At 40.4% G+C, this 11,826-nt stretch carries 16 protein-coding genes, 3 tRNA genes and 2 pseudogenes; 18 read left to right on the top strand and 3 right to left on the bottom strand.

From position 1 onward, the window contains the following. The 10 genes from C3Z13_RS10175 to C3Z13_RS10140 form a co-directional block, all read left to right on the top strand. Nucleotides 1-223 (top strand): transposase (locus tag C3Z13_RS10175; RefSeq protein ID WP_146256895.1); only part of this gene is annotated, 223 nt, incomplete at its 5' end. A gap of 88 nt (nt 224-311) precedes the next feature. Further along, entirely contained in the window at nt 312-518 is a 207-nt protein-coding gene (locus tag C3Z13_RS11955) for a hypothetical protein (protein ID WP_219827913.1), read from the top strand. Next, nucleotides 497-706 (top strand): hypothetical protein, encoded by a 210-nt coding sequence (locus C3Z13_RS11950; RefSeq protein ID WP_219827912.1) that lies wholly within the window; start codon nt 497-499, stop codon nt 704-706. Before C3Z13_RS11955 ends, C3Z13_RS11950 begins: the two co-directional genes overlap by 22 nt. A gap of 16 nt (nt 707-722) precedes the next feature. Next, nucleotides 723-1,061 (top strand): EamA family transporter, encoded by a 339-nt coding sequence (locus tag C3Z13_RS12465; RefSeq protein WP_245872632.1) that lies wholly within the window; start codon nt 723-725, stop codon nt 1,059-1,061. Between the two features lie 101 nt (nt 1,062-1,162). Continuing rightward, nucleotides 1,163-1,570: an EamA family transporter gene (locus C3Z13_RS12460; RefSeq protein WP_245872631.1), complete on the top strand. Its 408-nt coding sequence runs from the start codon at nt 1,163-1,165 to the stop codon at nt 1,568-1,570. Between the two features lie 100 nt (nt 1,571-1,670). Then, nucleotides 1,671-1,892: a YceK/YidQ family lipoprotein gene (locus C3Z13_RS10160; protein WP_103855839.1), complete on the top strand. Its 222-nt coding sequence runs from the start codon at nt 1,671-1,673 to the stop codon at nt 1,890-1,892. After that, the gene (gene rep / locus C3Z13_RS10155) at nt 1,889-3,901 is read left to right on the top strand and encodes a DNA helicase Rep (RefSeq protein ID WP_103855838.1); all 2,013 of its coding nucleotides are present in this window, start codon (nt 1,889-1,891) and stop codon (nt 3,899-3,901) included. The genes C3Z13_RS10160 and rep overlap by 4 nt, the downstream gene beginning before the upstream one ends. Before the next feature lie 111 nt (nt 3,902-4,012). Continuing rightward, nucleotides 4,013-4,102: transfer RNA gene (locus tag C3Z13_RS10150), tRNA-Ser, on the top strand. Nucleotides 4,103-4,112: 10 nt separating this feature from the next. Further along, a tRNA-Arg gene (locus C3Z13_RS10145) sits at nt 4,113-4,189 on the top strand. 62 nt (nt 4,190-4,251) lie between these two features. Next, a tRNA-Arg gene (locus C3Z13_RS10140) sits at nt 4,252-4,328 on the top strand. Between the two features lie 78 nt (nt 4,329-4,406). On the opposite strand, the gene C3Z13_RS10135 is transcribed toward C3Z13_RS10140, so the two are convergent. After that, on the bottom strand, nt 4,407-4,736 hold the full coding sequence (locus C3Z13_RS10135; protein WP_103855837.1) for a hypothetical protein: 330 nt from the start codon (nt 4,734-4,736) through the stop codon (nt 4,407-4,409). Nucleotides 4,737-4,937: 201 nt separating this feature from the next. Here C3Z13_RS10135 and C3Z13_RS10130 point away from each other — a divergent pair, with 201 nt between their 5' ends. From C3Z13_RS10130 to purT, 5 genes and pseudogenes are all read left to right on the top strand, one after another. Then, entirely contained in the window at nt 4,938-5,540 is a 603-nt protein-coding gene (locus C3Z13_RS10130; protein ID WP_103855836.1) for a beta-phosphoglucomutase family hydrolase, read from the top strand. Then, the gene (locus tag C3Z13_RS10125) at nt 5,541-6,149 is read left to right on the top strand and encodes a sugar O-acetyltransferase (protein WP_103855835.1); all 609 of its coding nucleotides are present in this window, start codon (nt 5,541-5,543) and stop codon (nt 6,147-6,149) included. Continuing rightward, entirely contained in the window at nt 6,142-6,597 is a 456-nt protein-coding gene (locus tag C3Z13_RS10120; protein ID WP_103855834.1) for a YqaA family protein, read from the top strand. Before C3Z13_RS10125 ends, C3Z13_RS10120 begins: the two co-directional genes overlap by 8 nt. Nucleotides 6,598-6,970: 373 nt before the next feature. Then, nucleotides 6,971-7,477 carry an S-ribosylhomocysteine lyase gene (gene luxS / locus C3Z13_RS10115; protein WP_103855833.1) on the top strand — a complete coding sequence of 169 codons (507 nt, stop codon included), beginning with the start codon at nt 6,971-6,973 and terminating at the stop codon, nt 7,475-7,477. A gap of 26 nt (nt 7,478-7,503) precedes the next feature. Then, nucleotides 7,504-8,681: pseudogene (gene purT, locus C3Z13_RS10110) on the top strand (formate-dependent phosphoribosylglycinamide formyltransferase). A gap of 145 nt (nt 8,682-8,826) precedes the next feature. Here the strand turns inward: purT and C3Z13_RS10105 are convergent. Further along, nucleotides 8,827-9,147 (bottom strand): DUF5389 domain-containing protein, encoded by a 321-nt coding sequence (locus C3Z13_RS10105; protein WP_103855832.1) that lies wholly within the window; start codon nt 9,145-9,147, stop codon nt 8,827-8,829. 46 nt (nt 9,148-9,193) lie between these two features. Here C3Z13_RS10105 and C3Z13_RS12900 point away from each other — a divergent pair, with 46 nt between their 5' ends. The 3 genes and pseudogenes from C3Z13_RS12900 to C3Z13_RS10090 all read left to right on the top strand — a co-directional run bounded on the left by C3Z13_RS12900 (nt 9,194) and on the right by C3Z13_RS10090 (nt 10,845). After that, nucleotides 9,194-9,520, top strand: a complete 327-nt coding sequence (locus C3Z13_RS12900) for a hypothetical protein (RefSeq protein WP_103855831.1) — start codon at nt 9,194-9,196, stop codon at nt 9,518-9,520. Beyond that, a pseudogene (locus C3Z13_RS12455) lies at nt 9,472-10,059 on the top strand (rhomboid family intramembrane serine protease). Before C3Z13_RS12900 ends, C3Z13_RS12455 begins: the two are co-directional and overlap by 49 nt. Nucleotides 10,060-10,086: 27 nt before the next feature. Beyond that, nucleotides 10,087-10,845 (top strand): DeoR/GlpR family transcriptional regulator, encoded by a 759-nt coding sequence (locus C3Z13_RS10090; protein WP_103854240.1) that lies wholly within the window; start codon nt 10,087-10,089, stop codon nt 10,843-10,845. A gap of 43 nt (nt 10,846-10,888) precedes the next feature. On the opposite strand, the gene glpC is transcribed toward C3Z13_RS10090, so the two are convergent. Next, nucleotides 10,889-11,758 (bottom strand): anaerobic glycerol-3-phosphate dehydrogenase subunit GlpC, encoded by an 870-nt coding sequence (gene glpC / locus C3Z13_RS10085; RefSeq protein ID WP_245872633.1) that lies wholly within the window; start codon nt 11,756-11,758, stop codon nt 10,889-10,891. Between the last annotated feature and the right edge of the window lie 68 nt (nt 11,759-11,826).

Below are 11,826 nucleotides of genomic sequence, written 5' to 3'. Positions count from 1 at the left end.
ATTTCACCACGAACGAATCAATCATTCCGAGCTATTTGCGGTGAAACAAAATCATATTAATGGCATTGAAAATTTTTGGAATCAGGCGAAGCGGATACTGCGAAAATATAATGGAATTAACCGAAAAAACTTTCCTTTATTCTTGAAGGAATGTGAATTTCGGTTTAACTTTGGGCCACCAAAAGAGCAGTTAAAAATATTGCGAAAATGGTGTGAAATTTAGGGCTAATCTACTACAGCCCCATATTTTATATGGATATACATCATTTAATGCAGTTTTTTATTATAGAATATCTAATTATTTGCTTAATATGAATATTAATAATTTAGATTTTATAAAAAATAAGTATCAATATGCACTTATTTTATCTTCTAAAGGTAAATTACTATCAGGAGCAGAAATTAACCCTTATGCCAAAATTGGGAAAAGATTTATTTTGGATCACGGGATTGGCACGGTTATTGGCGAAACAGCGAAATTGGTGATGATTGCTATATGCTTGGTGGAGTTATTTTAGGTGCAAAGGGAATTTCTAATAACCCAGAAGGAATTAGACATCCAAGGATAGGAAATAATGTTCAGATAGGATCATTTTCTAAGTTATTCGGGGCAATAACGATAGGGAATAATGTTTTTATTGGTTCGGGTTGTGTAATAACTGAGAGTATACCAGATAATTATATGTTAAAACTGAAAGTCAATTAATAAAAGGAAACTCATAATGCGTTATATTTTATATATCATGTTTTCAATATCTTGTTTAGCTCTAGGCGGTATTTTTGTAAAGTTAAGTGTGCTTCCTCCAATAACAACTGGAATGTATCGAGTGTTATTTTCTCTGCCAATATTCTTTTTATTAAATAAGTTTTCAAATAGTGAAAATAAAATGAACAGAAAAGAAATTGTGATTTCGATTCTGGCAGGGGGTTTTTTAGCATTGGATTTAATTTTATGGAATATTTCTTTTCATTATACCACCGTGGCAAATGCGAATTTATTAGCGAATTTGGTTCCCTTTACAGTAGTGCCTATTTCCTATTTTGTTTATAAAGAAAAATAAATCTGAATTTTATTATTGGTGCGGCTATAATTATTTTAGGTGTTGTGTTTCTTTTATATGGAAAAGTTTCACCAAGTATAAATAATTTTAAAGGGGATTTTTTGGCAGGATTAACTTCCGTATTCTATGGTTTATTTATTGTTTCAATTTATAAATTAAGAAATCGATTTTTAACAATCCAAATTATGACTTATGCAAGTATAGGCTGTTTATTTGTATTGCTACCTGTTTCTTTAGTTGTAGAAGGATTTTTTATTCCAGTGAGTTTCCAACAACTTTATCCATTATTAGGGCTAGCATTATTATCCCAAATTTTAGGACAAGGGGGATTAAGTTATTGTTTAGGCAAAGTAAAAGCGAGTTATGCATCTTTATTGGTATTAACGCAACCATTAATTTCTGCTTTATACGCGTATATTATTTTTAATGAGGCATTATCTCAATTAGAAGTAATGAGTATGTTTGTTGTTTTATTTGGTTTATATATTGCAAATAAAAAGTCAGTTTAAATAAACTACGTATCTTCAATACAATAGCCTATTATGCCATTTCCAATCAGCTTCAGATTTTCTTATAATAGGCGTTATGAGCTCTCTCCTTTTTACATTAATGAAAAAAATAGCGATAATTTCCACCGCACTTTTATTATTAAACGGTTGTGGCACGGTGGTGAAATTGGTTGATCCTACCGAACCTTATGAAAGTTATGCTGGCACGAAATACGATTGGGAAATGACCCAAAAGTGGGGGCTGCCAATTTTAGATTTGCCGTTATCTTTTTTATTAGACACCGCATTATTGCCCTATGCGTGGGCGGAAGAATCAAAATGAAATTAAACGCACAGCAACAACAAGCCGTTCATTATGTGTCTGGGCCTTGCTTGGTTTTGGCGGGCGCAGGCTCTGGCAAAACTCGGGTGATCATTAATAAAATTGCCCATTTGATCGCAAATTGTGGTTATTCCGCCAAGCATATTGCAGCGGTAACCTTTACCAATAAAGCCGCACGCGAAATGAAAGAGCGGGTGGCACATTCCATCGGTAAAGATCAAAGCCGCGGCTTGACGATCTCCACTTTTCACACCCTTGGTTTCGATATTGTAAAACGCGAACACAAGCATTTAGGACTAAAATCGGCTATTACGTTGTTTGATGATTCCGATCAAATGGCGTTATTGAAAGAATTGACTAAGGATTTGTTACAAGAAGATAAAGATCTGCTGAAAGCCTTGATGACACGGATTTCGCGTTGGAAAAATGATCTTATTTTGCCTGCGCAAGCCCTTGCCACCGCACGAGATCCGCAAGAGCAGACCTTTTCGCAATGCTATCAACGTTATGCTACGCAGTTGCGCGCTTATAATGCCCTAGATTTTGATGATTTAATTATGCAGCCAACCTTGTTGTTACGCGCAAATGCAGAAGTGCGGTCAAAATGGCAGGCAAAAATTCGCTATTTGCTGGTGGACGAATATCAAGACACCAACACCAGTCAATATGAATTAATCAAATTGTTGGTGGGCGAAGCGGCGCGATTTACCGTGGTGGGAGATGATGATCAGTCTATCTATTCTTGGCGTGGGGCAAAACCACAAAATATGGCGCGCCTGAAAAATGATTTTCCGCAACTAGAAGTGATTAAGCTTGAGCAGAATTACCGTTCCACAGGACGCATTTTGCATTGCGCCAATATTTTGATTGCCAATAACGATCACGTTTTTGACAAAAAATTATTTTCCACCTTAGGCGAAGGGGAAAAATTGCAGGTGATCGAAGCAAAAAATGAAGAACACGAAGCCGAGCGCGTGGTGGGGGAACTTATCGCCCATCGCTTTATGCGTAAAACCAAATACCGCGATTACGCCATTTTGTATCGTGGCAACCACCAATCGCGCTTGTTTGAAAAAGTGCTAATGCAAAACCGTATTCCTTATAAAATTTCGGGCGGCACGTCTTTTTTCTCAAGGGCTGAAATTAAAGATATGATGGCGTATTTGCGCGTGTTGGTGAATCAAGATGATGATGCCGCGCTGTTACGCATTATTAATACGCCAAAGCGAGAAATCGGCACGGCAACTCTTGAAAAATTGGGATCATTGGCATCGGAAAAACATATTAGTTTATTTGAAGCGATTTTTGATTTTGAGTTAATTCAACGCGTTACCCCAAAAGCCTATAACGCTTTACAGCATTTTGCTCGCTGGATTGTGGAACTGAATGATGAAATTTTGCGTGCTGAGCCAGAAGATGCTATTCGCCGAATGTTGAGCCAATTGCATTATGAAGAATATCTTTACGAAACCGCTACTTCACCAAGAATGGCGGAAGTGCAAAGTAAAAATGTGGCGACCTTATTCCAATGGGTAGCAGAAATGCTCAAAGGCGATGAGTTTAATGAGCCAATGACGCTCAACCAAGTAGTCGCGCGCTTAACTTTGCGTGATATGTTAGAACGTGGAGAAGAAGATGATGAAAGCGATCAGGTGCAACTGATGACGCTGCACGCGTCAAAAGGGCTGGAATTTCCCCACGTTTTCTTAGTGGGAATGGAAGAAAATATCCTGCCACATCAAACCAGCATTGATGAAGACAATGTGGAAGAAGAACGCCGTTTAGCTTATGTCGGCATTACACGCGCGCAACAAACGCTGACCTTTTCCTTATGCAAAGAGCGGCGACAATTTGGCGAAATTTTTAAACCAACACCAAGTCGCTTTTTAGAGGAATTACCGCCAGATGATGTGCAATGGGAAAAAGACAAACCAGCAATGACAGCAGAAGAAAAGCAAACCCAAACAAAGAAAAATCTTGCTAATTTACGAGCGATTTTGAAAGGCTAGTTGATATTTATTCTTCGTTGTAGATAAATCATTCAAACAAACGATTATTTGCAAAAAATCGTTTGACTTATGTGAGGGCAATCCGTATTATACCGCCCACAAACCGATTGCGGTGAGATGGCCGAGAGGCTGAAGGCGCACCCCTGCTAAGGGTGTATAGGGGAAACTCTATCGAGGGTTCGAATCCCTCTCTCACCGCCATTTACTCAGGGCACCCGTAGCTCAGCTGGATAGAGTACTCGGCTACGAACCGAGCGGTCAGAGGTTCGAATCCTCTCGGGTGCGCCATTTTGTTGAACTCTACAACAAAATTAAAATGATTAAATGATTGGTAAGTAACATTCAAATACGCACCCGTAGCTCAGCTGGATAGAGTACTCGGCTACGAACCGAGCGGTCAAAGGTTCGAATCCTTTCGGGTGCGCCATCCTACTTTAATTTCTTTTATATTTTTTCACTCTTATTTCAAACAATTCTATTACTTTTTCTTATTTTCTATTGTTTTTTAATCTAGAATCTGTGGCTGGCTTAATGACAGAGCATAAATATTGGCAATAAAATGGGTTTGTTCGCTTTCTGGAATAGGGATTGGCAGCAAGGATACTAATTCTGAATAGCGCTGAAAAACTTGCGGAAAAACCACCGCACTTTGCATTTCAGCCAAAATTTCTTGGGCTAAAGGGTGGGCAGCATAACCGCGCTTAATTCGTCCTAACGCCATTGCAAAATGATTAAACAGCATAAAAACTTGTGGGCTTTCCACATCAGCGTGCCACTGTGTGTGCAAATGATCTCGGATATGCAACATCCATTGCACGATTTCTTCATCGATCAATTTTCGTTGTAATAAAAACGTTAATTGTTGTTTGCAGCCTCATTGCCACCTCGACATCATTTTCAGGTTAGAAAGTGCGGTGATTTTTTTTGCGATAAATTTTATTTACGCTTAACTTTACCGAAATCTCATTAAATAAAACAGTGCAGGGATCACAAATTTGTAGCAAAATACAGGAAATTTTAAAAAAGGTAGTAATGAATGACGGATTTGGAGTTTTTTGCCGATTATGACGGCTTAATTTTTGATATGGACGGCACGGTAATCGACACAATGCCAAGCCATAAAAAAGCGTGGGATAAAGTGGGCGAAACCTTAGGTTATCCTCTTGATGGTAACATTATTTATAAATTGGGTGGCGCACCAGTCAAGGTTGTTGCCGAAGAAATGATGAAAGAAGCTGCAATGCCGATGGCATTATTTGATCAAGTGATTCAGCTAAAACGCCAATATGGAATTGAATTGATTATGCAACATTCCACCTTGTTGCCAGCGGCGCAGGTGGTAAAGAAATTTGCTGGACAAAAACCTTTGGCGCTGGGAACAGGCTCGCACCGCAATGTGACCAATTTATTACTCGATAAATTTGATTTACACGCTTATTTTGATGCCGTGGTTACCGCAGAAGATGTGGCAAAGCACAAGCCAGAACCCGATACATTTTTGCGTTGCGCGGAATTAATCAAAGTGAATCCACAACGTTGCGTGGTGTTTGAAGATGCGGATCTTGGCGTGAAAGCAGGGCTTGCAGCAGGTATGGACGTGTTTGATGTGCGTATCAATCAGCTGATTAAGGGCAATTAAATGTTATCCAATAAGCAAAAAATGCTCGCAGGGCTGGCACATAAACCTCATGATCCGGAATTAGCGCAACTTCGCATCGAAAATAAAAAGCGCCTTTTTCAATACAATACGCAAATTTGCCCTTCTGAAACAGAAAAAAGAGCGGTGCTAATTCAGCAAATTTTAGGCAAATGCAAAAATGAACCCCATATTAACGCGCCGTTTTTTTGCGATTACGGCTGTTTTATTGAAGTGGGCGAAAACTTTTTTGCCAACTATAACTGCACAATGTTGGATAACGGTGGCATCACCATTGGTGATAATGTGATGCTCGCGCCGAATGTGAGCCTTTATACCGTAGGCCACCCCCTTGATGCGGAATTACGCAGCCAAGATTGGGAACAGGCGCTGCCGATTACCATTGGCAATAATGTGTGGATTGGGGGAAATGCCATTATCTTAGGTGGCGTAACCATCGGCGATAACGTGGTGATTGGTGCAGGTTCAGTGGTGAGCAAAGATATTCCTGCTAATAGCCTTGTGGTGGGCAATCCTGCCAAAGTGATTCGCCAAATTACCGAGCAAGATAGGCTAAATTATATTAACAAATATATGGCAGGCTATGCTTGATTGGCTGACTGATGGGCTATTGGGATCGCAAAATAGTCTATGGCTAATGTTTAGCAGCGCCTTTCTTAGTGCCACGGTATTGCCCGGCAATTCGGAAATTATTTTCCTTTTTCTCACCGCACCTTTTATTGGCGCGGTTTTCTCTATTGATCTTTTTGAATTGCTTGTTGCTGCCGTACTTGGTAATACATTAGGTGGAATGACCACTTATATGATTGGACGTTGGTTTCCCAAATTAGAACAAAAAAATCTGCAGCGCAGCTGGGCATTGAACAACATTCAGAGGTATGGCATTTGGACATTATTATTAAGCTGGCTGCCCATTGTGGGCGATGCCTTTTGCGCAATGGCAGGCTGGTTGCGTTTTAACTGGTTGAAATCATTATTATTAATAATGATTGGGAAATTGTTTCGCTATACGTTGTTATTATTAATTAGCCAAATTTAAGTAAAAAAATGCCACCTCGAAAGGTGGTGAATAACCTAAGGAACCAATTTTTATTAAACAACTGCAAGTTGCTATTTGTTGTGGAACGCTATACTAACATAAATTTAAGAAAATTTACAAAAAATTACAAAAATAAATCAGGTTGTTCGCTTTTTGCACTTTGCTTATACTAGAACGGTGTCAAACAAGATGTTTTAGCTGATCAAGGAAAGAAAAAGCCACCCATAAAGAGTGGCAAAAATAACTTAAGGAATCAAATTTATTAAAACAACTGCAAGTTGCTATACTGTCAGACCGAATAATAACAGAAAAGTTCACGATAAGTTGAATTTTTTTTACAAAAATTTACATTTTATTTAGGAAAAGGAAAATTATGCCATTACTCGATAGCTTTAAAGTGGATCACACTAAAATGAACGCCCCTGCAGTGCGTGTCGCCAAAACAATGCGTACCCCAAAAGGCGATGATATTACGATTTTCGATTTGCGCTTTTGTATCCCAAACAAAGAAATTCTGCCACCAAAGGGTATTCACACCTTGGAACACCTTTTCGCTGGCTTTATGCGTGATCACTTAAACAGCGAAAATGTAGAAATTATTGATATTTCACCGATGGGTTGCCGCACAGGATTTTATATGTCCCTCATCGGCACACCAAACGAGCAACAAGTAGCGCAGGCGTGGCTCGCTTCAATGAAAGATATTTTACAGGTGAAAGATCAAAAAGAGATTCCAGAATTAAACGAATATCAATGCGGTACTTACACCGAACATTCCCTACCCGAAGCCCATCAAATCGCACAACACATTCTTGAACGCGGTGTAGGCGTAAACAAAAATGAAGATCTGCTACTCGATGAAAGTTTGTTAGCACAGTAAATTCTCACTGATAGAAGGAAAACACAATGACAACATTAGGGACTGCACTGACACCAAAAGCCACCAAAGTGATGATGTTAGGTTCTGGTGAGCTGGGTAAAGAAGTGGTAATTGAATTGCAACGCTTAGGTGTGGAAGTGATTGCAGTGGATCGTTATGAAAATGCGCCAGCGCAACAAGTGGCGCACCGTGCTTATACCATTTCAATGCTTGATGGCGAGGCGTTGAAAGCCTTGGTTGAAAAAGAGCAGCCAGATTATATCGTGCCAGAAGTGGAGGCGATTGCCACAGAAACTTTGGTGGAATTAGAGCAAGCTGGCTTTAATGTTGTGCCTGCGGCGAAAGCCACACGCTTAACAATGAACCGCGAAGGTATTCGCCGTTTAGCGGCGGAAGAATTAGGGCTGCCCACTTCGCCTTATCAATTTGTGGATAATTTTGCAGATTTTCAAAGTGCGGTGGAAATGGCGTTCCTTGTGTGGTGAAGCCGATTATGTCTTCTTCAGGACACGGGCAAAGTATCGTGAAATCGTTTGATCAGCTACAAGCCGCGTGGGATTATGCCCAACAAGGCGGACGTGCGGGAGCGGGGCGTGTGATTGTGGAAGGTTTTGTCAAATTTGATTATGAAATCACCTTGCTTACGGTTCGCCATATTGGTGGCACTTCGTTCCTTGCGCCAATTGGTCATCGTCAAGAAAACGGCGATTATCGTGAATCTTGGCAGCCACAAGCAATGTCAGCGGAGGCATTAGCCAAAGCGCAGCAAATTGCGGAGAAAATTACCACCGCACTTGGCGGACGTGGGATTTTTGGCGTGGAAATGTTTGTGGCGGGGGACGATGTGATTTTCAATGAAGTTTCACCGCGTCCGCACGATACAGGAATGGTTACCCTTATCTCGCAAGAGCTGTCTGAGTTTGCCTTGCACGCCCGTGCGATTTTAGGTTTGCCGATTCCGCAAATTAATCTTATTAGCCCAGCGGCATCTAAAGCCATTGTGGTGGAAGGACATTCCAACCAAGTACAATTTGCAGGTTTAGAAAAGGTGTTGGCTGAACCCAATACGGATATTCGTTTATTTGGTAAGGGGGAAGTACAAGGCCATCGCCGAATGGGTGTAGTGCTAGCTCGCGATGAAAGTGTAGAAAAAGCCTTGCAAAAAGTGCAACGTGCTTACAATGAACTAGACATTATTTTATAACGAGTAGGCGAACAGAGTTCGCCTTTCTTACCTATTTAACAATAAGTGCGGTGGAAAATGCGTGTGAATTTTAGAACACACAGAATTGTTTCTGTAACGGGAGCAGAAATGAAGCAATGACAAAAAATGCGTAAACAATTAACGCCTATGCAACCCGAAACCCTACCGTTGCCACATAGCCTAAAATGCCGTAAAAAATCACCGCACTTAGGATAAGCAAGGCTTTGCCTTGTTGGGCATTGCGTTGATGAATGAGGTAAAGTATTCTTGCACTAATGCCTAAAATAAAAGGATAAACCCAGAAAAAAATCGACATCAACGTAGTTTGCAAATCAGTTAAACTGGGGTTTTTCAGTAAATTTGGCGAGATAAGTAGCGCCAAGGGCCAAAGCAAAATAGGCAGGCAAAAAATAGCGAGCGCCCAAGTAAAAGGGCTAAAGCCAGTGGGCATTTTTTGGTTATTCATTTATTTCACCATAACATCATCAAATTAAAGAGTTGAAATATAGCAAATGCAATATTTATTTGGTAGTGAAATTCGTAACTTTGCTTTTCATTTTCGTGATTATATTTTGGCGAAGTATCAACGTAATTTATCCATTCAAGAAATTTCACAGCAGGGGCAACCAGCGATTTTTGCCGTGTTTGCTGATGAAAATGATCCACTATTCCCCAAAATAGAACAAGAAGCACAGGCCTTTTTGCAAGATCCTAGTCATTCGCGTTATCAACAAGCCAGCTGGGAAACGGGCAAAATTGAACAAGCTGATGAAAATAAAGTGCGGTGGAAATTTCCTCATTTTTCCCAGTGGAAACAACAAAATTTACTGTTTTTTTAACCGCACTTTGTCTGATTATTTATCTTTTTCAGCTACTTGGTTTTAACCAAGAGACATTTTGCTAGCCACCCATTATCCAGAGAGCTATGCGGAACAATCAGAGCTTTGGCGCTATTTTACGCATAGCCTTGTCCACCTTTCCCCGTGGCATATCACCTTTAATTTAGTATGGTGGTGGATTTTTGCTGGGAAAATTGAACAGAAATTTGGCACAGCAACGCTGGTGCTGTTGTATCTACTTTCTGCGTTTATCAGTGGTTTTGCGCAAAATATGGCATCAGGGCCTGCATTTTTTGGTTTATCTGGCGTGGTGTATGCGGTGCTAGGTTATGTTCTGGTATTGGATAAATTTAGTCGTCAGCACCCTTTCATTTACCGCAAGGCTTTTTTACAATGCTCCTTGTTGGTATCGCCTTTGGTTTGTTAGCCCTTTGATTGGAGTTTCTATGGGGAACACCGCGCACATCACGGGCTTATTAACGGGCGTTGTATTAGCCGGGGTAAAAATCTTGTTTGCCAAGCCACAAAAAACAATTTAAAAATAAACACAACATCAGGAAGAAGCAATGAAACAATCCCTTCGTCATAAAAAGATCATTTCGCTGGTAAAACAGAATGGTTATTTAAGCACGGAAGATTTAGTTAGCCTGCTTGGGGTTAGTCCACAGACCATTCGCCGTGATTTGAATGAACTGGCAGAAAATAATTTAATCAGCCGTCATCACGGTGGTGCGGCTTCCCCTTCCACATCAGAAAATTCCGATTATGTGGAACGTAAGCACTTCTTTTCAACAGAAAAAAGACGCATTGCCGAAGAAGTGGCGAAAATTATTCCCAATGGTTCATCGTTATTTATGGATATTGGCACAACCCCAGAAGCGGTGGCGAATGCCTTGTTAAATCACAAAAATTTACGTATTGTGACCAACAACCTGAACGCCGCTTATATCCTAATGCAAAATAAAAGTTTTGACATCACAATGGCGGGCGGTTCACTGCGACAAGACGGTGGTATCATCGGCGAAGCCACTGTGGCTTTTATCAAACAATTTCGCTTAGATTTCGGCATTTTGGGGATCAGTGCCATTGACAGCGACGGCACATTATTAGATTACGATTACCACGAAGTGCAAGTAAAACGTGCAATTATGGAAAGCTCGCGTAGCACCATTTTGGCAACGGATCATTCCAAATTTAACCGCCGCGCAATGGTATGTTTGGGATCACTCACCGAGCTGAGCCATTTGTTTACCGATACCCCACCGTCAGAGAGCATTATTCAGCTGTTAGAAGCAAGTAATACGTTAGTGCATATTTGTGAATAAAAAATTGGGCAATTTGCCCAATTTTTTATAATAGGTGCGAAGATTAAATCACCTTCGCCAACAATGTGATCGGGTGTAGGCAGGTCAGGCTGGTGGACATATCAATTTGCCATTTACAGGTTTCGCACTCTGAAATCACAAAATCAAATTGACCTTCTTCAATATGCTCAAATAGGGTTTTACCAATGGCTTGGGAAACTTCATAGTTTTCTGCTTTAAAGCCATAGGTTCCCGCAATGCCACAGCACTGACTTGGTAGCATTACCACTTCAAGATCTGGGATCAATTTTAATAACGCAAGCGTATAAGGCGCCCAGCCCGCTTTATCTACGTGGCAAGCGGTGTGATATGCCACTTTCAACGGCATTGATTTAAACTGCGGTGCGTTTTTACGTTGAAATAATTGATACAAATATTTCGTTACAATATTAATATGTGGACGTACTTTTGCGTTATCCATTCCCAAAATATGATGATATTCATCACGTAAATTCATTGTGCAACTAGAGGACGTTCCCACCACATCAAGCTCTTGATTAATAATGGTATTTTCTAGCTGAGCAAGGTTAAATTCGGCAAGTTGTCTAGCACGTTTTGGAAAGCCATTTACGCTCAGTGGCAGTCCACAGCATTTTTCTTTTTCCAATAACAGCACGCCAATGTCTAAGGCGTTGAAAACTTTGATCAAATCTTTGCCCAGTTGCGGATTATTATAGTTCACGTAACAGCCGTGATAGTATGCCACCTTGTCTTTGTAATAACGCTGACGCTCAAGGGCATTATTTTTATACCACTGACGGAATGAGCCAAAAGAATATTTCGGCAAACTACGATGCTGGCTTACTTTAAGGTTTTTTCCAGTAAGAATTTCGTGGCTTTTAAGCCTGTAATGGTATTCACCACAGGGGCAAATGGCGTGTTGAGTTTGCCCATAATATCGGTGTTACTCAGCACGGCATCGCGTAATTTATGAATGAGCGA

It is taken from the genome of Avibacterium endocarditidis, assembly GCF_002921145.1.
In the GTDB taxonomy this organism is placed as follows: Bacteria; Pseudomonadota; Gammaproteobacteria; order Enterobacterales; family Pasteurellaceae; genus Avibacterium; species Avibacterium endocarditidis.
This window is presented reverse-complemented; position numbering and strand designations above follow the sequence as displayed.

Coding starts and splice junctions, on each gene's coding strand:
- C3Z13_RS11955 (WP_219827913.1), top strand. CDS start 312: ATGAATATTAATAATTTAGATTTTATAAAAAATAAGTATCAATATGCA.
- C3Z13_RS11950 (WP_219827912.1), top strand. CDS start 497: ATGCTTGGTGGAGTTATTTTAGGTGCAAAGGGAATTTCTAATAACCCA.
- C3Z13_RS12465 (WP_245872632.1), top strand. CDS start 723: ATGCGTTATATTTTATATATCATGTTTTCAATATCTTGTTTAGCTCTA.
- C3Z13_RS10160 (WP_103855839.1), top strand. CDS start 1,671: ATGAAAAAAATAGCGATAATTTCCACCGCACTTTTATTATTAAACGGT.
- rep (WP_103855838.1), top strand. CDS start 1,889: ATGAAATTAAACGCACAGCAACAACAAGCCGTTCATTATGTGTCTGGG.
- C3Z13_RS10130 (WP_103855836.1), top strand. CDS start 4,938: ATGACGGATTTGGAGTTTTTTGCCGATTATGACGGCTTAATTTTTGAT.
- C3Z13_RS10125 (WP_103855835.1), top strand. CDS start 5,541: ATGTTATCCAATAAGCAAAAAATGCTCGCAGGGCTGGCACATAAACCT.
- C3Z13_RS10120 (WP_103855834.1), top strand. CDS start 6,142: ATGCTTGATTGGCTGACTGATGGGCTATTGGGATCGCAAAATAGTCTA.
- luxS (WP_103855833.1), top strand. CDS start 6,971: ATGCCATTACTCGATAGCTTTAAAGTGGATCACACTAAAATGAACGCC.
- C3Z13_RS10105 (WP_103855832.1), bottom strand. CDS start 9,147: ATGAATAACCAAAAAATGCCCACTGGCTTTAGCCCTTTTACTTGGGCG.
- C3Z13_RS12900 (WP_103855831.1), top strand. CDS start 9,194: ATGCAATATTTATTTGGTAGTGAAATTCGTAACTTTGCTTTTCATTTT.
- C3Z13_RS10090 (WP_103854240.1), top strand. CDS start 10,087: ATGAAACAATCCCTTCGTCATAAAAAGATCATTTCGCTGGTAAAACAG.